This is a genomic window from Moheibacter sediminis (assembly GCF_900176425.1).
Taxonomy (GTDB): Bacteria; Bacteroidota; Bacteroidia; order Flavobacteriales; family Weeksellaceae; genus Moheibacter; species Moheibacter sediminis.
This window is the reverse complement of record NZ_FWXS01000001.1, coordinates 288,066-313,118: the sequence shown is the minus strand read 5'-3', so window position 1 is coordinate 313,118 and position 25,053 is coordinate 288,066. Positions and strand designations below refer to the sequence as shown.

The 25,053-nt window shown below is 35.7% G+C and carries 20 protein-coding genes, 1 tRNA gene and 1 pseudogene; 15 read left to right on the top strand and 7 right to left on the bottom strand.

All coding sequences use genetic code 11. The features are described 5' to 3' along the window. Nucleotides 1–15: 15 nt before the first annotated feature. A complete protein-coding gene (locus B8977_RS01360; protein ID WP_084015512.1) occupies nucleotides 16–345 on the bottom strand; it encodes a T9SS type A sorting domain-containing protein in 330 nt (109 codons plus the stop codon). A gap of 299 nt (nucleotides 346–644) precedes the next feature. Between B8977_RS01360 and B8977_RS01355 the strand changes: the two genes are divergently transcribed. The 10 genes and pseudogenes from B8977_RS01355 to B8977_RS01310 all read left to right on the top strand — a co-directional run bounded on the left by B8977_RS01355 (nucleotide 645) and on the right by B8977_RS01310 (nucleotide 12,942). Continuing rightward, entirely contained in the window at nucleotides 645–1,235 is a 591-nt protein-coding gene (locus tag B8977_RS01355) for a thymidine kinase (RefSeq protein ID WP_084015510.1), read from the top strand. Nucleotides 1,236–1,542: 307 nt separating this feature from the next. Beyond that, nucleotides 1,543–1,949: pseudogene (locus B8977_RS15315) on the top strand (GxxExxY protein). A 90-nt stretch (nucleotides 1,950–2,039) separates the two neighbouring features. Then, nucleotides 2,040–4,502 (top strand): bifunctional UDP-N-acetylmuramoyl-tripeptide:D-alanyl-D-alanine ligase/alanine racemase, encoded by a 2,463-nt coding sequence (locus tag B8977_RS01345; RefSeq protein WP_084015508.1) that lies wholly within the window; start codon nucleotides 2,040–2,042, stop codon nucleotides 4,500–4,502. Between the two features lie 19 nt (nucleotides 4,503–4,521). Next, entirely contained in the window at nucleotides 4,522–5,025 is a 504-nt protein-coding gene (locus B8977_RS01340) for an ORF6N domain-containing protein (protein ID WP_245828379.1), read from the top strand. Next, on the top strand, nucleotides 5,009–5,491 hold the full coding sequence (locus tag B8977_RS01335) for a regulatory protein RecX (RefSeq protein WP_245828377.1): 483 nt from the start codon (nucleotides 5,009–5,011) through the stop codon (nucleotides 5,489–5,491). The genes B8977_RS01340 and B8977_RS01335 overlap by 17 nt, the downstream gene beginning before the upstream one ends. Before the next feature lie 41 nt (nucleotides 5,492–5,532). After that, nucleotides 5,533–6,066 (top strand): hypothetical protein, encoded by a 534-nt coding sequence (locus B8977_RS01330; protein WP_084015506.1) that lies wholly within the window; start codon nucleotides 5,533–5,535, stop codon nucleotides 6,064–6,066. 87 nt (nucleotides 6,067–6,153) lie between these two features. Next, nucleotides 6,154–6,651, top strand: coding sequence for an acyl-CoA thioesterase (locus tag B8977_RS01325; protein WP_084015504.1), 498 nt, complete (start codon nucleotides 6,154–6,156; stop codon nucleotides 6,649–6,651). A 1-nt stretch (nucleotide 6,652) separates the two neighbouring features. After that, the gene (thiL, locus tag B8977_RS01320) at nucleotides 6,653–7,705 is read left to right on the top strand and encodes a thiamine-phosphate kinase (protein ID WP_084015957.1); all 1,053 of its coding nucleotides are present in this window, start codon (nucleotides 6,653–6,655) and stop codon (nucleotides 7,703–7,705) included. 407 nt (nucleotides 7,706–8,112) lie between these two features. Continuing rightward, nucleotides 8,113–12,390, top strand: a complete 4,278-nt coding sequence (locus tag B8977_RS01315; RefSeq protein WP_084015502.1) for an Ig-like domain-containing protein — start codon at nucleotides 8,113–8,115, stop codon at nucleotides 12,388–12,390. Nucleotides 12,391–12,432: 42 nt separating this feature from the next. Continuing rightward, a complete protein-coding gene (locus tag B8977_RS01310) occupies nucleotides 12,433–12,942 on the top strand; it encodes a hypothetical protein (RefSeq protein WP_084015500.1) in 510 nt (169 codons plus the stop codon). A 179-nt stretch (nucleotides 12,943–13,121) separates the two neighbouring features. On the opposite strand, the gene B8977_RS01305 is transcribed toward B8977_RS01310, so the two are convergent. Then, nucleotides 13,122–14,282, bottom strand: coding sequence for a hypothetical protein (locus tag B8977_RS01305; protein WP_084015498.1), 1,161 nt, complete (start codon nucleotides 14,280–14,282; stop codon nucleotides 13,122–13,124). Nucleotides 14,283–14,305: 23 nt separating this feature from the next. Next, nucleotides 14,306–17,062: a TonB-dependent receptor gene (locus tag B8977_RS01300; protein WP_084015496.1), complete on the bottom strand. Its 2,757-nt coding sequence runs from the start codon at nucleotides 17,060–17,062 to the stop codon at nucleotides 14,306–14,308. A 186-nt stretch (nucleotides 17,063–17,248) separates the two neighbouring features. Between B8977_RS01300 and B8977_RS01295 the strand changes: the two genes are divergently transcribed. After that, nucleotides 17,249–17,923, top strand: a complete 675-nt coding sequence (locus B8977_RS01295) for a response regulator transcription factor (protein WP_185116592.1) — start codon at nucleotides 17,249–17,251, stop codon at nucleotides 17,921–17,923. A 4-nt stretch (nucleotides 17,924–17,927) separates the two neighbouring features. After that, a complete protein-coding gene (locus tag B8977_RS01290) occupies nucleotides 17,928–18,974 on the top strand; it encodes a sensor histidine kinase (RefSeq protein ID WP_084015492.1) in 1,047 nt (348 codons plus the stop codon). Between the two features lie 43 nt (nucleotides 18,975–19,017). On the opposite strand, the gene B8977_RS01285 is transcribed toward B8977_RS01290, so the two are convergent. Further along, a tRNA-Gly gene (locus B8977_RS01285) sits at nucleotides 19,018–19,090 on the bottom strand. 138 nt (nucleotides 19,091–19,228) lie between these two features. Here B8977_RS01285 and B8977_RS01280 point away from each other — a divergent pair. The 3 genes from B8977_RS01280 to B8977_RS01270 are packed head-to-tail and all read left to right on the top strand — an operon-like array spanning nucleotide 19,229 to nucleotide 22,403. After that, a complete protein-coding gene (locus tag B8977_RS01280) occupies nucleotides 19,229–20,578 on the top strand; it encodes a hydroxymethylglutaryl-CoA reductase (RefSeq protein ID WP_084015490.1) in 1,350 nt (449 codons plus the stop codon). 33 nt (nucleotides 20,579–20,611) lie between these two features. Continuing rightward, nucleotides 20,612–21,097, top strand: coding sequence for a YkgJ family cysteine cluster protein (locus B8977_RS01275; protein ID WP_084015488.1), 486 nt, complete (start codon nucleotides 20,612–20,614; stop codon nucleotides 21,095–21,097). A gap of 52 nt (nucleotides 21,098–21,149) precedes the next feature. Then, nucleotides 21,150–22,403, top strand: coding sequence for a T9SS type A sorting domain-containing protein (locus B8977_RS01270; protein WP_084015486.1), 1,254 nt, complete (start codon nucleotides 21,150–21,152; stop codon nucleotides 22,401–22,403). A 74-nt stretch (nucleotides 22,404–22,477) separates the two neighbouring features. Here B8977_RS01270 and B8977_RS01265 read toward each other — a convergent pair whose 3' ends face one another. The 3 genes from B8977_RS01265 to B8977_RS01255 are packed head-to-tail and all read right to left on the bottom strand — an operon-like array spanning nucleotide 22,478 to nucleotide 24,780. Beyond that, on the bottom strand, nucleotides 22,478–23,536 hold the full coding sequence (locus tag B8977_RS01265; RefSeq protein WP_143736269.1) for a PorT family protein: 1,059 nt from the start codon (nucleotides 23,534–23,536) through the stop codon (nucleotides 22,478–22,480). 28 nt (nucleotides 23,537–23,564) lie between these two features. Beyond that, the gene (locus B8977_RS01260) at nucleotides 23,565–24,230 is read right to left on the bottom strand and encodes a hypothetical protein (RefSeq protein ID WP_084015482.1); all 666 of its coding nucleotides are present in this window, start codon (nucleotides 24,228–24,230) and stop codon (nucleotides 23,565–23,567) included. Continuing rightward, complete coding sequence (locus tag B8977_RS01255) at nucleotides 24,220–24,780, bottom strand: RNA polymerase sigma factor (protein WP_084015480.1); 561 nt, start codon at nucleotides 24,778–24,780, stop codon at nucleotides 24,220–24,222. Before B8977_RS01255 ends, B8977_RS01260 begins: the two co-directional genes overlap by 11 nt. Nucleotides 24,781–25,053: the final 273 nt, after the last annotated feature.

Sequence of the window (25,053 nt, the reverse complement as noted above, 5' to 3'; positions counted from 1 at the left end):
GGGACAGCAGATGCATTATTTGATTTTATATACCTTGAAAGATTCTCCGGTTTCGAGTTTAAGCATGTATGTTCCAGCATAAAGCTGTGAAATATTGATTTTGTCTTTTACTTTTCCTGTCTGGGTCAGTCTTCCTGAAAGATCATACAGAACATAGCTTGTTTCGCTTTGTAAATTAGAAATGTAGATAATATCTTTTCCGGGATTCGGATAAATAAACCTATCATGAGAAAATTCAGTTTCTGTTGTATTCATTCCTTCAAAACCTACTTTGTACAGCAGGTTTTTTGTGTATAAAAAATTGTCATTTTCATCATACATGTCGAAATACGTAAGCACAAACATTGTATTATCCGGCAAAGTCTTCAACACTACAGGATAAGATAGTATTCCTTCATATAAAAAATCTTCATCAATAATAATTTGTGGAACAGGGTTGGTATCCGTTAGATTTAAGGCCGCAATATTAGGGTATTCATCTATGTCTGCAAATAAGTGATGTCCGGCAATTGAAATGTTTTCAGTATCATGTTGTGCATCTTAAAGTTTTCCCTTATTCCATTCACTTAATTATCGACAAAAACATTATCAGGGTTCTAAAAATACTGCACCAAAAACAGTTTTATGCCTAACTTTGCTTTTCCATGTTTTTAGAAAATACAATAAATCATACCAAGCAAAGCGGCTGGATAGAAGTTATCTGCGGTTCTATGTTTTCCGGAAAAACGGAAGAGCTCATCCGTCGAATTCACCGTGCTGAATTTGCGAATCAAAAAGTAGAAATCTTCAAACCCGCTGTTGACACAAGATATGACAATCAGGAAGTCGTTTCTCACAATCAGAATTCAGTAAACGCAACGCCCGTGGAATCGGCTTACAATATTCTGATTCTTGCAGGAGAATGTGATGTGGTCGGAATTGACGAAGCCCAATTTTTTGATGAAGCCATCGTAGAAGTCGCCAATCAACTCGCAAATTCTGGTAAACGCGTCATCATCGCCGGACTCGATATGGATTTCAAAGGACGACCTTTCGGACCGATGCCCTATCTGATGGCAACAGCCGAATACGTGACCAAAGTCCACGCAATATGCATGAAAACCGGAAATCTTGCGCATTATTCACATCGAAAATCGAAAAGTGACAAACTGGTAGAATTGGGTGAAAAAGACGAATACGAACCACTTAGCAGAAGCGCTTTTTGGGATGAAATGAAAAACAATTCAACCACATAGTTACAATAGTTCAAATGCTGCATGGGTAAACATAAAGAAACATCAGTTTGAAGCTTCGCTTCAATTGGACTTGAAACTTAAATGATATGTCAAATGAAATTTAAGTTAACATAATCAAAACTATAACCGCCAAAGGCGTACTATCCTAACTTATACGCACTGAAAACTATGTGGTTAAAAAAAATTATTTTAATGAAATGCAAAATTTTAAAAATGATTTCTTTAACCTATACCGCCAAAGGCGACTATCTCAACTTATACGCACTGAAAACTATGAAACTATGTGGTTAAAAAACATAAACATCCGATGATCACAAAAAAATACTTAGATGAACTTACCTACGAAATAATCGGTTCCGCAATTGAAGTTCAAAAAATTATGGGAAGAGGATTATTAGAAAGCATTTATTTAAATTGCTTGAAAATAGAATTGAGTAATCGCAATATAAATTTTTGCTCAGAAATGAAAATCCCCGTTTCTTACAAAGAAAAAGATTTAGATATTGATTTAAGATGTGATTTGTTTGTAGAAAATTGTTTGTTATCGAATTAAAAGCCGTTAATGATTTTACAAATATATTTGAAGCTCAGTTATTGACTTACATGAAAATACTAAAAGCGCCAAAAGGAATTCTCATTAACTTTAACAGCTCAAATATTTTTTACGAAGGACAAAAAGCGTTTGTAAATGAATATTTTAATAATTTAAGCTAACGTAATCAATCCATATCGCCAAAGGTAGGCTATCCCAACTTATTTGCGATGAAAGACTATGAAACTATGTGGTTAAAAAAATAGAAAGCATTGAAACCTTATAAAATAAAAGAACTCACAGCAATCATTTCTGCAGAAATCATTGGAAATCCCGACGGAAATATCGAGCAAATCTATTTCGATTCGCGTGCGATTTATCAACCGAAAAATGCAGTTTTCTTTGCTTTTTCCGAATTTGGAAATGATGGCCATTCCTACATTGAAGACGCATACAGAAAAGGAATCCGACAGTTTGTGATTTCAAAAGATATTGATTTAAAAGAAGATGCGGCTTATTTAAAAGTAAATTCTCCCATAAAAGCTTTGCAAAAATGGGCTGGATTTCACCGAAATCAATTTCAAATTCCAATCGTTGGAATTACGGGAAGCAACGGAAAAACCATTGTAAAAGAATGGCTGAATCAACTTCTATGGAAAGATTTTTCTATTGTGCGGAGCCCAAAAAGTTACAATTCTCAAATCGGCGCGCCGCTTTCCGTTTTACAAATCACAGCGGAAAATAATCTGGGAATTTTTGAAGCCGGAATTTCATTGCCAAACGAAATGCAAACTTTGGAAGAAATCATCCAGCCTGAAATTGGTGTTTTGACGCACATGAGTTCGGCGCATTTGGAGAATTTTGATTCGAAAGAGAATTTAATTCGTGAGAAAATAAAATTATTTCAAAATTCAAATAAAATTATTTACAACTCTGATAATGAATTGATTAAAAAATTAATTGAAGAAGTTTATGCAGATAAAAATAAAGAATTTTACACTTTCGGGAAAAATGAAAACGATACGATTCAACTGATTTCCATAAATGAAATTCCAACCGGAAAAGAAATCAAAATCCGATTGGATTCCAACGAATTGAGTTTCAAAATTCCATTTCATGACGAAGCTTCGGTGGAAAATATTTTGACTGTTTTGACTACTATTCATGCTTTGGAATTAGAATTAGAAAAATATTTACCCGAAACTGAACATCTTTTACCGATCGAAATGCGTCTGGAAATTAAGGAAGGCATCCGTGAAAGCGTGGTCATCAACGATACTTTCAATTCCGATTTACATTCCGTAAAAGTCGCTTTGGATGTTTTGGCACAACAGCCATTTCCTCGAAAAAGTTTGGTTTTGACAGACGTTTTGCAAAGCAATCTGAACAAAGATGAATTGTACCGAAAAGTTTCAGATTTGGTCAATTCTTATAAAATTGATGATTTGATTTTGATTGGGGAATTCATTCCAAAATACAAAAATTTGTTCAAATCCAAAGCCCGCACTTTTGCTACCACAGATGAATTTTTGAAAACATTGAGCGTCCAAAATGTCCACAACGAAGCGATTTTATTGAAAGGAGCACGTCCGTTTAAACTGGAAAAAATTTCAGCATTTTTAGAAAAAAAATCGCACGACACCGTTCTGGAAATCAATCTACAAGCGTTGACGGACAATGTTAAATTTTTCCGAAATAAATTAAATCCAAAAACAAAACTGATGGCGATGATCAAAGCCAATAGTTACGGCGCAGGAAGTTTTGAAATCGCACAAACACTTGAACATCTAAACATTGATTATCTCGGCGCGGCTTATGCGGACGAAGGAGCTGAACTTAGAAAGGCCGGGATTACGTTGCCGATTATGGTCATGAATCCCGAACAAAGCAGTTATTCGACGATTATTGAATTTCAATTGGAACCGGAAATTTACAGTTTGCGCGTTTTGGAATTGTTCATCCAGACTTTGAAAGAAAAATCGATTACGGAAGCGTATCCGGTTCATTTGAAAATCGATACAGGAATGAACCGTCTCGGCTTCAGACCTGAACAATTAGATGAATTAATTCAATATTTAAAAACTGAAAAATCAGTAAAAGTCCAATCCGTTTTTACACATTTGGCAACGGCTGATGTTCCTGAAGAAAAAGAATTTGCGCTGCAGCAATTGAAAATATTTGATGAAAGTTATTCCAAAATTTCATCTGAATTAAACATACAACCTTTAAAACACGCGTTAAATTCTCCAGGAATTATTCATTTCAATAAAAATCAATACGATATGGTTCGATTGGGAATCGGAATGTATGGGATTTCAGATGATGATTCAGTTCAGAAACAGCTCAAAAATGTAATTACTTTCAAAACTGTCATTTCCAGAATTTCAGAAATTGAAGCTGGCGAAACAGTAAGTTACGGACGAAGGTTCAAAGCTGAAAAGCAAACAAAAATTGCGACACTTCCGGTAGGTTATGCAGATGGGATTCGCCGTTCGCTCGGTTATGGGATAGGAAATGTTTTGATTCAAAATCAAGTTGCGCCGATTGTCGGTACAATTTGCATGGATATGTTGATGGTGGACGTTTCTGAAATCAATTGCAAAGAGGGAGACGAAGTGATTTTGTTTGGTCAAAATCCATCTATAAAATCTGTTGCAGAAAAGGTTGGAACGATTCCTTATGAGATTCTAACTTCGATTTCGGCAAGGGTAAAACGGGTTTATTATAAGGAATAAATTCATTAAATTTGAATCTATGCAACTTACAACCATCCAAAACAAAATCTATGAAGTCCGAGGGCAAAGTGTCATGTTGGATTTCGACTTAGCCGAACTTTATGAAGTTGAGACTAAAGTTCTCAATCAGGCAGTTAAAAGAAATATTGAAAGATTCCCTGAAAGATTTATGTTCAGGCTAACTCAAGACGAATGGGAAATGATGCGGTCACAAATTGTGACCGCATCGGATCAATCAATCCAAAAGAAACGTAACCACAACTCCATTCGCATTCACAGAACACGGAGTTACAATGTTAGCAAGTGTAAAGCGATTCAAACCAACATTGCAATTGTTGATGCTTTCATTTCTTTGAAGGAATTTGTGATGAGTTATAAAGAACTTTCCGACAAATTGAAAGAGATGGAATCTAAATACGATAAGAATTTCAAAGATATTTTTCAGGTAATTAATTATTTACTTGAAAAAGACAATCAAACGGAAGAACAAAAAGAACGCAACAGAATTGGATATAAAAAATAACAACAAAACAGAAAGTTTTACCGTTACAGAAATCAGAGACAAACTCGCAAAATACTGCGCTTACCAAGACCGCTGTCAGTGGGAAGTGGAGAATAAATTACACGAATTTTTTATCATTCCCGAAGCCCGAGATGAAATCATAATTTATTTGATTCAATACAATTTTCTGAACGAAGAACGTTTCGCTAAGAGTTTTGTGCGTGGAAAATTCAACCAAAAAAATTGGGGAAGAATTAAAATTAAATCTGAATTAAAAAAGAAAAGAGTTCCTTCAAAAATGATTGATTCTGCTTTGAAAGAAATCAATGCTGATGATTATTTTTCCCGATTGGAAGAATTATTTCAAAAGAAAAAAGAATCCCTGAAATCTGAACGCGAAAGTTTTAAGAAGAAAGCTAAAATAAGAAATTACCTTCTGCAAAAAGGTTATGAATCTGATTTAATCCAAATGTTAAATTCAGATTAATTTTATAAAAAATATTACATTTACCCAAATAATTGAAACACATGAGAAAACTACTTCAATCAAGTATTTATTTAATAATCAGTATTTCCCTTTTTACTTCTTGTGAAGCTTGGGAGGACGAAAGTTATCATCCCGGAGATACCAATAATGGCGAAGATGTAACCATTCCAGGAGTCTGGAAATTAACAGAGTTAAATCTGGAAGAACCATTTGATTTCAATCAAGATGGAACTGCAAATACAAGTTTGATGGCAGAAACAAACTGTTATCAAAATGAATTAATGTCTTTTCTACCCAACAATACTGGAATCAGCACTTCCAACTCGTATGCACAAATCACGATTGATGGAGAAAATTATACCGTTGAGTGTGTGGAAGAAACAGAAGAAACGAATTTCACTTGGTCACAAACTCAAAATGATATTACCGTTGTGATTGACGGACAAACAGTTACTGCTGTTTTGTCAGGTAATAAATTAACTTATACCATTCCTGAAGGATTCATGACTGGACCAAATGGCGAAGGGGGATTTGAAATTTTGCAGGACATCACATTTGTTTTCACAAAACAATAATATAAATTAGAAATATCGAAAAGCCGCTTCTCATCAAAACAAGCGGCTTTTCTATTTATGCTTTGTACCTTTGCACAAATTCAAACAATGAAACCATTTTTCGCAGAAACTCTCATCCGCTGGTCAGATTTAGATGCCAACATGCACCTTGCAAATGCTTCTTACATGAACTTCACAAGCCATGCCCGGATTTCATTTTTGAGACATTGCGGCATAAAACTTTCAGATTTAGCAAAATACGGAATCGGACCCGCAGTATTGCGCGAAGAATTTTCATTTTTCCGTGAAGCACACGAAGGACAGGAAATCATGATTTCCGTAGCTGTTACAGGAAATTCTGAAAACGGAGAAATTTTTGAATTTGAACACAATTTATACGATAAAAATACCGGGATGCACATCGCTTATTCGCGCGTTTTCGGTGTTTGGTTTTCTATGAAAGAACGCAAAAAAACTCCGCCTCCAGTAGAAATGCTTGAAAAATTAAATGCGAATATCGACACCCATTCAGTCAGGAAATTATCTTTGGCTGATTTGAAATCATTGCCCGTTTCACCTGAAAACATTGACCCAAAAACATTTTAAAATGCTTGACAACAAAGAACAAAATTTAACTCCTTTAGATAAATTAGGCGAATTCGGATTGATCAAACACTTAACCGAATCAATTGAAATTCATAACGAATCAACCGTGAAAGGAATCGGAGACGATGCTGCAGTTTTAAATTTAGAAGGAAATGAAACTGTTGTTTCAACCGATATGTTGGTGGAAGGTGTACATTTCAATTTGGCTTATGTTCCTTTGAAACATTTGGGATACAAATCGGTGATGGTCAACCTCAGCGACATCTATGCGATGAATGCAGTTCCTTCGCAGATTTTGGTTTCTGTTGCGGTTTCCAATCGTTTTCCGGTGGAAGCTTTGGATGAATTGTATGAAGGAATTAAAATTGCCTGCAAAAAATACAATGTCGATTTAATTGGTGGTGACACGACTTCTTCCACATCAGGATTAATCCTAAGCATTACTGCAATCGGCTCAGCAAAAAAAGAAAATTTAACTTACAGAAACGGAGCAGGAGAAAATGATTTATTGGTTGTAAGCGGAGATTTGGGTGGTGCGTTTTTAGGGCTTCAAGTATTGGAACGCGAAAATGAAGTTTTCAAAGTAAATCCAAACACACAACCGGATTTGGCGGAATACGATTACATCGTTGGGCGTCAATTGAAACCGGAAGCAGGAAAACACATCGTTGAACTTTTGGAAAAACTAGAAGTAAAACCCACTTCAATGATTGATATTTCGGATGGACTTTCTTCTGAAATCCTGCATCTTTCTGAACAAAGCGGCTATGGATTTAAAATTTATGAGGAAAAAATTCCTTTAGATCCTATGGTCATTAAAACAGCAGAGGAATTTGGAATCAATCCAATTACTTGTGCACTGAACGGTGGTGAAGATTACGAATTGCTATTCACTATCTCACAAGCTGATTTTCCAAAAATCAAAGGAAATCCAAACTTTACAGTTATTGGTCATACCACTGAACAAAATGCTGAAAACTACTTGATACTACAAGGAAGTGAATCGGCAGTTCCTTTGACCGCGCAGGGCTGGAATTCATTTGATGATGAATAATGACAAAATGAAGAATCTTGATGTATGTTAAGAAATTTAAGGTAAAACCTTAGTTATCAATATTTTTTTTAGTGATTTAAAAAATTTATTGTAGGTTTGCGTCCTATTCCGGCTTATCCTGAAACCGACCTAAAAACACAGGATGAGACAAAACAACCAAGCCCAAGCGTCGTTTTCAATCTTGAACGATGTTATTGTAGAAGAGAACCGAACAAATATCTGTTCAAACTTTGCTGATTATACAGAAACAACACTTTCGTGTTTTTTCTTTTATATACGAATTTTATGTAATCCTTATACACAAAGAGTTTTTATTTACTCCTTGTGAATTTGTTATATAATTAGTTGAAAGAACTCACTTCAAATATCATATTTAATTAGATGAATTAAAAAACTAAACCGCCAAAATGTTCAAATTACCTAAACTACCCGAACTTCCAATCAAAACCTATTTTCAATTTTTTCTTATTTTATTATTGTTTATTACTCCTCTTGTTTCTTTTGCTCAGACGGATTTGGTTAGATGGAATAATGACAACTATGCTCCAACTTATGTTGCAAGCAATACTACAATTACTGCTTCTAACATTACCCAAAATGGTGTTACCTTAACTCATCAAACTTGGAGTGAAAACTTTTTTCATACAGCCGGTTGGCCCACTCCTGCACAAAATGGTGGAAGTATTGATGTTTCAAAATATGTCGAGTTTTCTATTTCTGCCAACACAGGTTATCAGATAAATTTGGCTAATTTCAATTTTTACTATAGAGCACAATCATCCGGTCAAAATTTTCAGGTTCGTTATTCTAAAGATAATTTTGCAACGTATTCCACTATGATTGGAAATACAAGTGTTCCTACTGGTTGGACAAGTGCTTCTAACAGTTTATCTTCCGTAAATCCTGTTCTGCCCGGACAAACTGTTAGAATTAGGATATATGCGTATAATACAAATCAAAATTTTCATATTCTGCGCTCGGGAGGAATTAACTATCCCCCTACAATTACAGGAACTGTTTCCGCCGCTTCACCTCCTGTAGCAGCAAATGACAACATTACCACAGCGAGAAATATAGCTGTCCCTGTAAATATTTTAGCCAATGATACGCACAGTACGCTAACATCTATAAACATTACGCAACAACCTACAAATGGGCAGAATATAACTGTAAACGGAGTTACAAATGTCACCTATACACCCAATACCAACTACACAGGTTCAGACAGCTTCAAATATACTATTACAGACGGAAATGGAACTTCAAATGAAGCTACAGTAAATGTTACAGTAAATGTTCCTGTCGCTCCTACGGCGGTTGCTGATGCAGTATCAGTTGTTGCAAATCAGACCACAAATATCAATGTGCTTGCTAATGACAGTCCGGGAAGTGGAGCATTTAATCAAGTAACAATAATTACCAATGCAGCTCATGGAAATGCAACAGTAAATCCTGATAATACCATTAATTATATTCCTAGTCTTGATTATATAGGTACAGATAGTTTTCAATACAATGTTACCAACATACATAACATGACTTCTAATACAGTTTCAGTAACTATTAGTATATATAGCAATCCGGTGGATTTAGTAAAATGGAATAATGCTAACCTTACTCCAACTTTAGTAGGAACTAATGTCAGTGCTAATTCTATCGGCACTGGTGGAGGAGTTACAATACAAAATTTTGATTGGACAGGTTTTAGAGTTAATAATTTTCATAATGGTGTCAACAATACTATAAATTATAGTAAATATTTGGAATTTAGCATTACCCCAAATGATGCATATAAGATATTATTGTCTCAATTTAAATTTCAATACTTTTCTCCAGTAGCTAATGGACCCAGTAAATTACAAATACGCTATTCAACAGACCCATCTTTTCCTTCAAATGGAACAATTTTAGACTCTGAGCAAAATTTGATTAGAGGATCAGAGCAAAATTTAGTATTAAACTTTCCTGGAGGATATGAAACTGAACAAACATTATATTTAAGGATTTACTTATTTGGCCATACTGACGTTTCTTATACTGACTTCCTTATTAGGAATCCACGAACAGACCTTAACAATCCGAACTTATATCAAGGTCCGATTATTAGTGGAGTGGTTTCGCACGTAATTACAGACGAACCTACCGATGTAGGAATAAATATTTCTATGACTCCAAATGAGCCAGAAACTGGTGATAATGTAACCTTTACTATAGAAGTTGAAAATAATGGACCGAATAACGCATCTGGTGTAACTGTGGCAAGTTTGTTACCCGCAGGTTTTTCACACATAAGCAACAACTCAGGTGGAACTTATAATTCTTCAACAGGAATTTGGACGATTGGGAACTTAGCCAACGGCACTAGTAATTCATTGGAAATTACCGCTCAAAAGCAGGCTACGGGACCTTACACCGTAACAGCTTCTGTTAGCCACAATGGCTCAGATGGAAATTCATCCAACAACTCCGAAAGTATTACACCTTTAAATGCATGTGCTGATTGCACTAATATCATTCCTAATGGCACAGGACACATTACCGTAAACGCTGGTCAAATTTATTGCCTGCATTCAGGTACATACACAGGTACAGTTACTTTAAATACCGGCGGAACTATCTGTATAGGAGAAGGAACCACTTTCAACCCTTCATGGGGACCTAACGTTTATGAAGGTACTATCATCAACAGGGGGACTATGAATTTAATTACTTATAATAATGCAAATCATCATCCTGAAATAATTAATTACGGGACATTTAATTCCGATAATTTACAAAATTTTGCCGGAAGTATTGAAAATATGGTCGATGGTGTTGTAAATATGACATCTGGAGACGCTATATTTTTGAATGGATCGGAGATAGTAAACCATGGCACCATGACTTTAAACAAATTCAATGGTAACAATATGACTATTATCAATCACAGTAGTTTTACTGTCAATAATAACTTTTTCTTCTTAGGTACAAGTGGTTACTTTGATAATAAATTAGGAGGAAATGTGCTTCTAAATCAAACGAATGGCGCTACCAACATTACCAGTCCTTTTGACAATAGTGGAACGGCGCAGATTTACAGAGCCAATTCAGGAACTGGTATTTCCACAGAAGTAAATAATTACGGCACTATGCAGATTTACCAAAACATTATTTTTGGGATGGATACATATCTGACCAACGATGGAATTTTGGAATTCCACAATGCCGCCTCTGTAGAATTTCAAGGACCGCTTCTTCAAAATAATAATTTGCTGACCATATTTGACGGAGGTAATTTGTCTCTTAATTCTCCAATCAGTCAAATGGTCAATAATGAAAGAGTTGTAGTAGGAGGATCTGTATCTCACAATGTAGCAGGTTCAAGTATAGTAAATAATTGTACTATTCTTAGTAATGATTATTTTGTAGGAAACGGAACTTCAGAAAACAATGGTTTGATCTGGGTAACTAATATGTTTGAATTAGAAGGAACATTATCTATTTTAATTAACTCAACAACCGGGTTTGTACGAGGAGCAAACTTCAGAAATTCCGGTGATATAAGTGGTTATGGCGAATTTTATTTCACAGGAGATACAAACTTTGAGAGTGCCGGAACATTTGTAGGTAATTCTGCCGGAAGCCCGATTAAATTTTTTGACGCGAGCCCTACCGGAGATCAAATTTTTGATGAATTTGTAGAAGATAATCCGGCTATCAATACTATACGCCCTGACTCTATGACTCCATATAGTGACGTAACTTATGATTGTTCTGCTCCACCTACAACTGCCGGCTATCCGCCGATAACGCAAAAAGTTGAAATTAGTTTCTGTGAACCTAAAGCTCTTACATTTGACCTGGATGATTATGTTCAACCGCATGCACCTGTAAACGGAAATGCTTTTACAGTACAGAATTCATCAATACGACTATTTGACCCAAACAATGTAAATAACCCAGGAAATAATACCACCAATCTTACTATACCCGGAAAAGGAAATTTATCAGTAAATACATTGACAGGTGTAGTAAGCTTTACACCAAACATCGGATTTACAAGCGGTTCTCTGGAGGCTCAATACAGAATAGCCAATCAATGGTCTGGAAACCCACCTATTATGCCAAGCTCAAGGACTTCTATTACCATTAGCCTGCACGATGAACTTCCTGATATGACAATTGACAACGGACAAAATCCTGTATGCATCGGCGACAACATCACGTATTCTGTTGACACTCCTGATGAAGTCATAAGTGGTGTATGGGCAAGCAGCAATCCTTTGGTGGCTACTGTCGACAACAATGGAGTTGTAACAGGGATTTCTACAGGAAATACTATCATATCGTACACAGCTACACTTCCGTCTTATCCGTCAGGTGAAACATGTGAGATGAAGGTTGAAGAAGCAGTCATATTTAATAATTGTGGTTGCTATAAAGATCCCAACCCAGAGCTGGCGGATGCCAATACAATTACGGGAATCAGCTCTCTTTCGGCTCCATCTAAAAGCTGGCCGGAAAGCATTCCAAATGGCTTTCTAGCATTGGAATCAAAAAATAAAGGATTTGTGATTACACGTGTCCAAAACGAAAATGCAATAACCGAACCCAAAGAAGGAATGTTAATTTATGATATACAAGCTGGTTGTGTCAAACTACACAACGGAGCGGTCTGGAAATGCATCCAGAAAAAATGCGACTAAACCATATTTTATTTTTTAACCAAACCCAAACAATTAAAAAAGATGAAAAGAATTATCTTCTCAAGCATCTTAATCGCTTCAAACCTATGTTTAAATGCTCAATTATTAATCGGTAAAGAAACTCTAAATGGCGCAAGCACATTGCTCGATTTTGGAGATGCTCCGGACAATACCAGAGGAATTATCCTCCCGGCTGTGACTTCTACGGATGATGTTTCTCCAGCAAATGGAAATTTCGTGTTTGATACCCACGACAATGTAGTCAAAGTATATGAAAATGGTCTTTGGAAAAATCTATCTGAAGATGGTGGAACTGGGAATGTCATTTCTAATCCTTCTGCAGACACAGGTGAAGGTGTAATAATTGGTGATGTAGTAAGTTCAGTTGATGGTATTTTAGTATTAGAATCACCAAATATGGCAATGATTTTACCCAAAGTAGCCGAGCCACATTTGCATGTAAAAAGTCCATATCCAGGGATGATGTGTTATGATACGACTAATAAAGCATTGGCTGTTTTTGACGGAAGCAAATGGTACTACTGGAATTAATTATAATTAGACCTCTATATTATTCTTAATTTAAAAGATAATCTTCTAAAGTGTAGAAGGACTTGCAGAAAACTTAATATTTAGTTCTAAACATTTTATAGATAATAGTTTAAATAAAACAAAAACCTCTCTACTGTGTAGAGAGGTTTTGAATTTGTGTTATAAAAATAATATGAAGATTATAATCCTGTCATATTTGTCCAGCCTTGTGCCCAAGTTGGCAAATTAACACCATTACCTGCACCAGTTGCATTGTTATTTACCGTATAAGCAGCAGTTACATCAACTGCAGTACCAGCACTGTTTGAACCTTTAGATTCAGTTCCTACGTTTTCGAACCTAACTCCGTTGATTTTAAGTTCTCCACCTGGAATCCAGCTTAATGTTACATCATGTTGGATATCGATACCCGTAGCCCAGTTAGCCAAAACTACGTTGTTCAAAGTTCCTTTTGTACCTTCTCTCAATTTAATACCTTGAGGTTCTCCACTTTCTGCAATACCTATCAGAGTTAAGTTTGTGATTGTAGGATTAGAGAATGGAGACATTGAGTTGTTTCCACCTAAATTATCAGCTTCTATACCTCTGTTTCCTTTTGCAAAACCTTCTTTTCCATACCAATTAGTGTTTGTTCCGATCCAGCCTTCAGTCCAGTCAAATTGATCATCTTCGTTACCTACAGCAACCAAGTTGCTAGTATTTACAGTTCCTCCAAACCATTCGAAACCATCATCCGTTCCGTGGTAAACCTGAACATAATCGATTACTGTTCCAGAACCTACTCCGAACAAGCTTAAACCGTTGAATTCTTTTTCATTAGAGAAAATTGCTCCTGAATATTCAATTCTCAAATATTTGATTGAACCTGAGTTATCACCTGTAACTGTACCACCGTAAGTCAAACCAGAAACCTCTGCAGATGCAGTAGCAGCTTTGTTGATTGGCGCATTACCACAGATAACTATTCCACCCCATGAACCTGGAGTTTGTGTTGGGTTGGTAATAACTACAGGATTTGTAGCTGTACCGTTTACGAAAATCTGTGCATTTTGTCCGATAGCGATGTAAGAACTTGTTCCTCCTGTTGCTTCGATTTTGGTACCTGCCGGGATAGTCAATTTACTTCCGTTCAACATTACCAAAGGTCCTTTTAATTTGTAAACTACATTGGCATCCAAAACGATGTTTTCACCCGCTGAGAATTCTCCCTGCATGTTTTCCGGGTTGATCAAACTTGGTTGAGGATCTCCTCCTTTGTCATCATCACTGCTACAGCTAGCTAAGAATAATGAAGAGGACATTACAAATACTCCTAATACTTTTAAAACTGATTTTTTCATTTTTATTTATTTATTGTGTTATTTTAAAATTGATAATTTACGTTTAAGCTAAAGTTCATTCCTTTTTTATAGCTAAGATTGGTTACATCTCCAGCCTTGTTTTCCTGAAATCTTTCAAAAGTTGGATTCAGAAGATTTCTCGCATTTAAATTGATTCCTATGTTTTTGGAAACTTTAGTTCTGATGATAAAATCAAGTGTTCCGATTCCTTTTTCAATGATGTTTCCTCTTTCCTCAACCCCTAATGCAAAAATTCTGTCTGAAAAATAGTTGTAAGCAAGAGTTGCCATGAACATTTCACCGCCTTCCCATTCTTTGTTAATGGAAATATCACCGTTCAACAAAAGATCTGAAGCACCTTGGAATGCAGCTTCTTCATCTGTGAAATTGGCTGTAATTCTGTAACCGTTTGCCAATAGAGTTTCATCATATAATTTTTCTGGATTAAGTTCCTGATTAGAGTAAGCATAAGAAACATTTGCACCAGCAGTTAATTGAAGCGGATTATTGGATTCTATTTTGAAAATTGATTTTCTAACCTCCAATTCACCTCCAAAAACATATCCCCAATCTCCGGTGTTACCGTAAGTCAAATCATTTGAAGAAGATGCCATTGTAAATTTGTTGATCGGGTCTAAAATATATTTACCAAATGCTGCTACGGAAATTAATTCACCCGCATTTGGAAAAATTTCCCATTTCAAATCTGCGTTGTAATCGGTAGAAGCATAAGTGGAAGGATTACCTACAGTAGTTCCGTCAAATTCTTCATACATAAACAATGCTCTTTCTTTGAACTGAGGAAGCGTGTAAGTTTTACTTGCCGCAAAACGTATGTTTTGCCTGTCGGTTACTTCATATTTTAAGTTCAAACTTGGTAAAAACATGAATTCTTCCAATTCATTTTCTCTTCCAACTGGATCTAAAGATGTGTTCCAACCTACCAATTGATTTACCATTTCGCCTCTTAATCCTATTACTGCAGTAAATTTTGGAGTCAATTTGTATTCTATGTTTGCATAACCTCCTTGTATGTTTTGTTCACCATTATAATACTGACGGCTCAAATTATCACCTGAGAAGGTTACCATGTCAAACCAGTTGTTGTTGAAGTTCTCCTGATTGTAAAAAGCATCTATGTTTGCAAAATCTACCGGAACATTTGCTCCTTCTGCATTTACTCTGAAGTTATATTGTAAAGCATTCAAATCTCTTTCTTTGTAACGACCGTTGTATCCTAAAGTGATTTTACCTTTGTAGCCATCTTCTGATTTTGCAAATTTGTAATCCACAGCGATGTTTCCTACGTATTCATCTTCTGACAAATCATGGTAATATCTGTGGTTATCAGAAGCCGCATTGTTTGCCATTACATAATTTCCATTTTGAAATTTCAAAGTATTTTGGAAACGATCCGGCAAATCGCTTGTTACTTTGTTGTAACCAAATGCCCAATTCAAGTTAGAACGTTCTCCTAATTTGTGTTCTCCCAATAATTGATTCACCCACAATATGTTTTGAACATAAGTTCCACGTCTTTGCTGACCACCGTCAATAGCCACATCTCTGATCCAACCCTCACCTTCTTCCAATTTTTGGTTAGATGAATTCACAAATAAACTGTTGAAGTTAATGGTGTTTTTACGGTTTAACTGATAAGATAAGTTTAAATATCCTGTTGTATTTGTAGTATAATCATATCTTCTATAGATTGGAAAATCTCTTCCTTGTGAAAGCCCTTCCGTATTAATTCCTGTTCTTAAGAAACCATCTTCTATACTTGAATAGTCATTGTCATGTGTTCCTGTAACAAAAAAACTGAATTTTCCGTTTTCTCCCACATTGAATCTTTCACCTGCTGCTAATGAAAAGCCTGCTCCCAATGCACCTGATTTTTTTGGATTTAAACTATTCTCAAATCCATACTGGGTAAGAGAATTTGGATTGGAAACTTTATCAAATCCCATCCAGTTAATCCCTTGCTGCAATCTGAAAGTATTATCTTTAATCGCATTTGTATTTATTCTTGAAGTCATTCCGAAAGAGAAAAATCCTTTCCCGGTTTGTTTTTTAGAATTTACGTTTACATTTCCTCCGGCAAAATCACCAAAGAAAGTTCCACTGTAAACTTTATCAATCCCTATATAACTTAAAATATCAGTCGATAAGATACTTAAATCTATATTTTTCCATTCAGGATCATTCGAAGGTATTGGCAATCCGTTCATGGTTGTTGAATTGTAACGGTCTCCTAAACCTCTTACATAAACCACACTTGAACCTTCTTGCTTTGAAATCCCCGAAACCTTTGTGACAGCTGATGAAACATCACTAACACCCTTTCTTTCTAGTTCCTTTACTCCAATGCTTTCAGTGATAACCACCGATTTTCTTTGTTCATTCAGCAATGCTGATTCAGTTTCTTTGCTCACCTGACCAACAACTACCGCTTCACCCAACTGAGTTGTAGAAGTAGATGAACTAATCAATTGTGTAGAAACCTCAACTCTTTCTCCTGCGTTTACTGTAACTTCCTGAGAAAATTCGTCGAACCCAATTCCTGTGATAATTAAGACATAAGCACTTGGCTCAACTTCCAATTCATAATTACCGCTTGCATCTGTAAACACAGAATACATCGTACCATCTATAAATACATCGGCATTTTCGACCGGCGCACCCGTATCGTCCTTGACATTTCCGAAGATAATTCCTTCCGATTGAGCACTCAACATAGTGAACGCTGTCAAAAACAAAAACAAACAAATTGATTTATACATTTTTCTTTTCAAATTTCTCTGCAAAGAACAGCATCATCTGTAAATTTCTATTTTCCCTAGTTTTAAGTTTTCATTAATTCAATGTTACCAAGTTTAAATCAATTTTAAATCTATGTTAATCATTCACTTTGGCGTTAATTTTGAGAATTTTACTCTAACTTTACACACTGAATTTTAAACATTCAGATGAAAAAAATCAAATTGTTACTTGTTGATGACGAGCCGGATATTCTGGAATTTCTTTCTTATAATTTAATCAAAGAAGGATACGAAGTTTCCACTGCTTCAAACGGTGCAGAAGCCGTTAAAAAAGCAAAAGTAGAAAAACCGGATTTGATTCTTTTGGACGTGATGATGCCTGAAATGGACGGCATCGAAGCATGTTCGGAAATTCGTAAAATCGATTCCCTCAAAAAAACATTGATCGTATTTTTAACTGCACGCACTGAGGAATTTTCTCAGCTTGCAGGTTATGATGCCGGAGCCGATGATTACATCACGAAACCGGTAAAGCCAAAGGTTTTGATGAGCAAAATTAAAGCTTTACTTCGTTTGAAATCAACTGACGACAAACAACAATTCATCGAATTAGATGAATTTGTAATTGACCGTGAAACGTACAAAGTAACTTTCCTCAATGATGAATTCATGCTTCCACGCAAAGAATTTGAATTGCTGGCATTGTTGGCTTCCAATCCAAAACGCGTTTTCAAAAGAGAAGAAATTCTTGAAAAAGTTTGGGGAAATGAAGTCGTGGTCGGCGGACGCACCATCGATGTTCACATTAGAAAACTGCGCGAAAAATTTGGGAACGATCGTCTTTCTACCATCAAAGGTGTAGGTTACAAACTAAACGCATAAAATTATGGCAACACCCAATCGCTGGTTCAATACGATTTTGTATTCGCTTTTGGGTGGATTCCTCATTTGGGTAATCATTGGGTTCATCGGTTCCATTTTACTCGATTTTCCATTGAATTATTGGTTTTCGACCAAATTTCTAGGGCAGGGAATTTTACTTGCTTTTATCATTCCATCCTTGATTATTTTTGGAATTTTAAGCATCATTTTTCAGAAATTCTTTAAAATCAACATTTCTCAACTTTACAGTTTATTGCCCGATTTAAATACGCAGAAAACTGCTACCAATGTGGAAACGCTTTCTGCACAAATTTCAAATCTGACAGACGATAAATCCAAAGAAATCGATAGTTTGACCGAAAGGGAAAATTACCGCAGAGAATTTTTGGGAAATGTTTCGCATGAATTAAAAACACCCTTGTTTTCCATCCAGGGTTATCTTTTGACTTTGATTGAAGGTGGTGTGGAAGATGAATCCATTCGCGATAAATATTTAAATCGAATCAATAAATCGGTGGAAAGATTGACTTACATCGTCAAAGATTTGGATTTAATTACAGAACTCGAAACCGGAAATTTAAAGCTCGAACAGAAATCTTTCAACATCGTTGCACTGACCAAAGAAGTTTTTGATTTGTTGGAAATCAAAGCATCCAACAACGACGTAAAAGTCGAAATCGAAAACCAGATTGACATTCCCGTTCGCGTCAGGGGTGATATTGAAAGAATTGAACAAGTGCTTACAAATTTAATTGTAAACGCCATCAACCATTCTGCGCGAAAAGCGACGGTCACAGTTTCATTTCAAACTGTAAACAACAAAATCAAAACTACCATCAAAGACACCGGAATCGGTATCAAACCCGAACACATCGAACGCATTTTTGAACGTTTTTACCGCGCCGACAAAAGCCGCAGCCGTACACATGGAGGCTCGGGACTTGGACTTTCCATCGTGAAACACATCCTAGAAGCCCACGGTGAAAAAATCTACGTAAAAAGTGTTTACAACGAAGGAACGGAATTCTCGTTTTTTCTAAACAAGGTTTAAATTTTACGAATAAAAAAATCCTTTCAAGATTGAAAGGATTTTGAGCGGGAAACGAGACTCGAACTCGCAACATTCAGCTTGGAAGGCTGATGCTCTACCAATTGAGCTATTCCCGCTTTTGAAAGCACAAATTAAATACGAATATTTGAAACTGACAATAAAAATTTAGAAAAAATTCTGCTTTAACATAAAATTAGCGTCCTCTTTGAACTTAAAATTTCAGTATTGCCTACATTTGTCAAAATTCACAAATTATGAATCACACTCCGGTTGAAGGTTTTTCCAAATTATCAAAAGAAGGAAAGATAGAATGGTTGGTCAACGAATATTTAAATGGTTCAGAAAAATCCATTCAAACCCTGAAACAATACTGGAACGATGATGCAGATTTGCAGCGATTACACGATGAATTTTCGGAAAATACACTTTCTAATTTTTACATGCCTTTTGGTTTCGCTCCCAATTTTTTAATTGACGGTGAATTGCAATGTTTACCGATGGCGATTGAGGAAAGTTCAGTTGTGGCAGCGGCATCTAAAGCAGCAAAATTTTGGATTAACCGTGGCGGATTCAAAACAAAAATCCTTTCCAAAGTGAAATTGGGACACGTTCATTTCATGTTCGGCGGTGACAAAGAAAAATTGGACAGATTCTTTTTGGAAACGGTTTTGGCGAAATTATTCATCGATACAGAACCGATTACCAAAAATATGCAGGCGCGCGGGGGCGGAATTTTGAATTTGAAATTGGTTGACAAAACTGAAGACATTCCTGATTATTACCAAATCCATGCAGAATTTGACACTGTGGATTCCATGGGTGCAAATTTTATCAATTCATGTTTGGAACAATTTGCACAAACATTGAAAAGAGAAGTTTACGAAAGCGATGTTTTTACGTCTGAAGAAAAGGATTCACTACAAATTGTGATGTGTATTTTAACTAATTATACGCCTGATTGTCTCGTCCGTGCAGAAGTAAGTTGTCCCGTTGAGGATTTGGCGGAAGGAAATGTTTCTTCTGAAATGTTTGTTGAGAAATTTACGCGTGCAGTTCGTATTGCGGAAGTTGAACCATATCGTGCTACAACACATAACAAAGGAATTATGAACGGAATTGATGCCGTGGTTATCGCTACCGGAAATGATTTCCGTGCGGTGGAAGCCTGCGCGCATACCTATGCTTCGAAAGATGGAAAATACAGCAGTTTGACACATTGCGAAGTGAAAGACGGCGTGTTTCGTTTTTGGTTAGATTTGCCAATTTCATTGGGAACTGTGGGCGGTTTGACATCTTTGCATCCTTTGGTTAAATTGGCTTTGGAAGTTCTAGGAAATCCAAATGCTGAAAAACTGATGGGAATCGTTGCTGTCGGTGGATTGGCACAAAATTTTGCGGCGCTTCGCTCACTCGTTACAACCGGAATTCAGCAAGGACATATGAAAATGCACTTGCTCAATATCTTGAATCAACTCGAAGCAACGGAAGAAGAAAAAGAGTATTTCGTAAATTATTTCAAAGACAAAACCGTATCTCATCATGGTGTGATTTCAGAATTCTGTAATCTTCGTGGCGTGAAAAGCGTGGAGGAGCTGAAGAAATAATTTGAAAAATGTGGTAATTCGAATATTTGAAAGATGAATCTAAAAGATTACCACCAAAAAGCTGCACAACGCCAGGCTGAACACAAAAAATTCTTAGGGAAAATTAAAAACAAACCACCCAAGGATTTAGACCAGAAAATGCAATCCATCCACGATGAAGTTTTCGACAGAATTGATTGTTTGTCTTGTGCAAATTGCTGCAAAACGACAGGGCCGCTTTTTACCCAAAAAGATATAGAAAGATTATCTGGTGTATTTCGATTAAAACCTTCACAATTCATCGATAAATATTTGAGGATTGATGAAGACAATGATTATGTTTTACAGTCGGTTCCCTGCCCTTTTTTGGGTGCGGATAATTACTGTTCGGTTTATGAACACCGCCCGAAGGCTTGCCGCGAATTCCCGCACACTGACCGCAAAAAATTCTACCAAATCAATCATTTAACGATTCAAAACACTTTGATCTGTCCGGCAACTTATGAAGTTGTGGAAGAAATGATTAAGAAATTTAAATAATTATTTTTTTGAATCAAAGTATTAATTACATTTGAGTCCTTAATTAATTTAAATGAAAACCTTTACTCAATTTCTTTCAATCATTTTGATTGGACTATCTTCTGTGCAAATTACTGCACAAAACTGGGAACAATTGTCAATTCCAGAATCTCCTTCACGATACGACGATGTGTTTTTCCTAAATGAAAATCTAGGCTGGGCAGCCGATGGATGGGGTTCAGCCGTTTATAAAACCATAGATGGCGGACAAAACTGGACTCAATCTACATACAACAATGGTGAGTATTTAAGAAATATAGAATTTCTAAATGAAGATGTTGGTTTTCTAGGTGCACTTTCTACAAATTTCTATAAATCAACTGACGGTGGCGAGACTTGGAATACAATAAATATCCCAGGCATACAAGCCATTTGCGGATTGGATGCGGTTGGCACATCAACTGTGTATGGTTGTGGTGCTTATTTTCAGCCGGCTTATGTTATAAAATCTACTGACGCGGGCGAAAATTGGGAATTCATGGATATGAGTGCTTATGCAACTGCTTTGGTGGAAGTTCTATTTGTAGATGAACAAACCGGTTTTGTTTCAGGTGGGAATGACCAAGGCGGAAATATTTTAAAAACAACCGATGGCGGGCAAAGTTGGACAGAGATTTACAATTCCGGAATTCCGGGTGAATTGGTTTGGAAAATGCAGCGTTTGTTTTCCAACACAAACGTTATGTTTGGAGCGGTTGAGTCATTTGATCCGCTTCCGGGAAAATTAATTAAATCAACCGATGGAGGACAAAACTGGGTTTCGAGAGATGTTGCAGATCCATTTATCCAAGGTGTTGGATTCATTACCGAAAATCATGGCTGGATGGGCGGGCACAATAGCGGATTCCTGGAGACATTTAATGCGGGAGAAACCTGGATAAATACGGGATTTGGAGGGAATCTGAATCGATTTCAGGTCTTTGATGAAAATCTTGTTTATTGTTCAGGAAACAGCATTTACAAATACACTGAGGGTCTTTCTATAAATGAAATTGCTTCTTCAAAACCAAAAGATTTAGACATTGTAATTGCTCAAAATCCTGTTTCGGATAAATTGAATATAACCATCGATTACACAAGAAATGACCACATGCTCATTACGCTTTTTGATGAAACCGGTAGAAAAATAAAACAACTTTCAAGAGAAACCATTCCTTCCAAAGGAAAGAGAAATTATAGTTTTGATTTCCCTTATTCTACGGGAGTTTATCATTTGCTTTTCCACAATGATGTGGGCTATCAATCAAAAAAAATTATTAAGAAATAATTCAAAATCCTCACAGATATTTGAAAATATGTGAGGATTGATTTGATAATGTTAAAAAAATTTAATCTCTGTTTTTAGAATCCGAAATTGATTCCGAATTGTAGCATTTTACGGTCGTCAAAAGTATTGTCTTTGAAATATGAGCTCAAATCCTGACGAACAAAGAAGTTGATATTGTCAATGCTCAAAGTCGCTTGTGCTCCGTAAACGAAATTATTCAAATTGTAATTCGTTCCTTTTTCACGCATGCTGATGTCTTCGCCTTTTACGATGTTATTTTGGTTGATTCGAAATCCACCGTATACATTTACGCCGATTCCGATTCCTTTGTCCACATTTCTGTAAGAAATTTCATCATTTACTTTTTTCAAAGAAGAAAAACTGTATTTAATCCCGACTGGAACCATGATATACGTCGAACGCAATTTACTTTTCTCTAAATTTTTATCATACTGAACCAAGCTTACATTTCCATCTTCTGCGCGGTTGATCATATAATCATCGTCAAAACGCATCGTTCTCCAAGAGAAATAAGCCCCCGTAATGAATGTGAACGGACTTGTTCTGTTGAATTGTTTGTGGTAAAGAAATCCGAAATCAATTCCGCTTCCAAAACCCAAATGTCTGTTCAATGATTCGTCATCACCATCTTCGAAGTGCATTACTCCGTAAGAAAGGAAACCTACGATTTCATTTTTGGCTTTGTATTTTGTTTCTAAATCTTTGAAATTTTTCTCTTTGGTCAATTTGTCCACATCGGTATTTAAAATTGTGTATTCCACTTGTTTTTTGGTGATTTCATCCAAATCAAATTCAAGCAATTCAATTCTTTCGTTAATTTTTTCTGAATACTTTTGTGAAATTTCCGCTTTCCTCGCATCGCCTTCAGAACCTGAAATTGTTCCGGCTGTGATTTCTCCATTTACAGAAGAAATTTCTTCGTTCATCAATATCTTTTCGTCGATTACAATTTTGCTTATTTCCAAAGCATAAGATTCAACTCTCTCTTTTACAACGGGGCTTACAGGTTCATTTGCATAACTGTCTTTGTTGAAATCAAAGCTGATTCTCTGCCCAAAGGAAGCGATGCTCATCATGCATAACATTCCTACTACGATAAATATTCTCATCATATTATTTAGTTTTTAATTGTTTTAAAATTTATTTGTTGAAGTCGATAATTACGAGTCTTGAATTATCATTATTTGTCTCTGAAATGGCTTGGTTGTTTTCCACAGAATACAACAGCATATCCGGATTGGTATAGTTTGTTTTCTTTTTAGCTTCGGGTTTTGATTTCTTTTCCGGTTCGGAATTCACAGCAATTTCTTCTTGTTTTTTTACTTCAGGAAGTTTCAATTCCTGTTGAATTAAATTTGTCTCGGCAATTTTCTCTTGAACTGTCTGTGTTTGAATTATTTCTGAATTTTGTTTGGATTTAATTTTTACTTCAGGTTTTGAATTTGATTGAACTAATTCTGTTTTGTTTGAAATTGATTTTTCATTTGTTTGAATGTTTTCAGGTTGAATTTCTTCTGAAATAATTTCGTTTTTCTCTGTAGAAATTTCAGATTTAACCTTTTTCGTATCTGTAATCTGAACCGGAATTTCTTCTGTCTGTTCAAATGAGTTCACTACAAAAACCGAAACACAAACAACAATCGAAGCAGCGATGGAAATCGTCCACCATTTTGGGAAACGGATGGTTTTTGTCTGAGGCTTTTCCTCATCCAGCATTTGCGAAAGTTTATCCCATGAAATTTCAGACGGGTTCAGCTTTCTTTCGTCAAGCCGGGATTTTATATGTTGTTCTATATTAGTTTTCATTTTGAATCATTTTTTTCTTGAGAACGATTTCTTTTAATTTATTTTTTGCTCTGAACAACTGCGTTTTGGAAGTTGTTTCGGTAATGTTGAGCATCTGAGCAATCTCTTTGTGTGAGCAATCTTCTAATACATACAGGTTAAAAACTGCTCTGTAACTTTCGGGTAATGCGTCGAGTAATTCCTGGGCGTCGATGCCTGTCATATCTTCTTCATATTCTGCAGGTTCATCTGCAATTTTATCTTCTTCGAGATAAATTAATCCTTTGTTTAATCGAAGAAAAGTAAGACTTTCGTTAACCATAATTCTACGTATCCAACCTTCGAAACTCCCCTCCGACTTATATGAGTCAATACTTTTGAAGACTTTGAAAAATGCTTTGATCATTACATCTTCGGCATAGTGAACATCTGGTATATAATTGCGGCATACGTTGAGCATTTTGGGTGCGTAGTTATCGTACAATTCCTTTTGGGCAATCCTGTCCTGTTTCTTCAATTTGGGTAGAAGTTTTTCCACGTCTGATTTTCTATGTATAAAAATTGTTTTCATCTGGTGGTTTTTATCTTTTAAAATCCAGATGTGTTAACAAAATTACCATTTCTGATCCTAAATAAAATTTATTTGTCGCCATTTCAAAATAGATTGCTTTCTGTTTATAAGACTACAAGATTTAAGAAAAGGTTGCATCGAGTGAAATAAAATTAGAAGAAATTATCCTAATTAGAATTAAATAAAATCATTAATTCCTAATTTTCAATTACTTAACTCAAATTATTTTTATTTAATCAATTCCGAAGATTGAAATGATACTAGAAAAATTTA

Bases quoted from the DNA above. Each gene is read 5' to 3' on its own strand.
- B8977_RS01360 (WP_084015512.1), bottom strand. From the start codon at position 345: ATGTTTGTGCTTACGTATTTCGACATGTATGATGAAAATGACAATTTT.
- B8977_RS01355 (WP_084015510.1), top strand. From the start codon at position 645: ATGTTTTTAGAAAATACAATAAATCATACCAAGCAAAGCGGCTGGATA.
- B8977_RS01340 (WP_245828379.1), top strand. From the start codon at position 4,522: ATGCAACTTACAACCATCCAAAACAAAATCTATGAAGTCCGAGGGCAA.
- B8977_RS01330 (WP_084015506.1), top strand. From the start codon at position 5,533: ATGAGAAAACTACTTCAATCAAGTATTTATTTAATAATCAGTATTTCC.
- B8977_RS01325 (WP_084015504.1), top strand. From the start codon at position 6,154: ATGAAACCATTTTTCGCAGAAACTCTCATCCGCTGGTCAGATTTAGAT.
- thiL (WP_084015957.1), top strand. From the start codon at position 6,653: ATGCTTGACAACAAAGAACAAAATTTAACTCCTTTAGATAAATTAGGC.
- B8977_RS01315 (WP_084015502.1), top strand. From the start codon at position 8,113: ATGTTCAAATTACCTAAACTACCCGAACTTCCAATCAAAACCTATTTT.
- B8977_RS01310 (WP_084015500.1), top strand. From the start codon at position 12,433: ATGAAAAGAATTATCTTCTCAAGCATCTTAATCGCTTCAAACCTATGT.
- B8977_RS01305 (WP_084015498.1), bottom strand. From the start codon at position 14,282: ATGAAAAAATCAGTTTTAAAAGTATTAGGAGTATTTGTAATGTCCTCT.
- B8977_RS01300 (WP_084015496.1), bottom strand. From the start codon at position 17,062: ATGTATAAATCAATTTGTTTGTTTTTGTTTTTGACAGCGTTCACTATG.
- B8977_RS01295 (WP_185116592.1), top strand. From the start codon at position 17,249: ATGAAAAAAATCAAATTGTTACTTGTTGATGACGAGCCGGATATTCTG.
- B8977_RS01290 (WP_084015492.1), top strand. From the start codon at position 17,928: ATGGCAACACCCAATCGCTGGTTCAATACGATTTTGTATTCGCTTTTG.
- B8977_RS01280 (WP_084015490.1), top strand. From the start codon at position 19,229: ATGAATCACACTCCGGTTGAAGGTTTTTCCAAATTATCAAAAGAAGGA.
- B8977_RS01275 (WP_084015488.1), top strand. From the start codon at position 20,612: ATGAATCTAAAAGATTACCACCAAAAAGCTGCACAACGCCAGGCTGAA.
- B8977_RS01270 (WP_084015486.1), top strand. From the start codon at position 21,150: ATGAAAACCTTTACTCAATTTCTTTCAATCATTTTGATTGGACTATCT.
- B8977_RS01265 (WP_143736269.1), bottom strand. From the start codon at position 23,536: ATGATGAGAATATTTATCGTAGTAGGAATGTTATGCATGATGAGCATC.
- B8977_RS01260 (WP_084015482.1), bottom strand. From the start codon at position 24,230: ATGAAAACTAATATAGAACAACATATAAAATCCCGGCTTGACGAAAGA.
- B8977_RS01255 (WP_084015480.1), bottom strand. From the start codon at position 24,780: ATGAAAACAATTTTTATACATAGAAAATCAGACGTGGAAAAACTTCTA.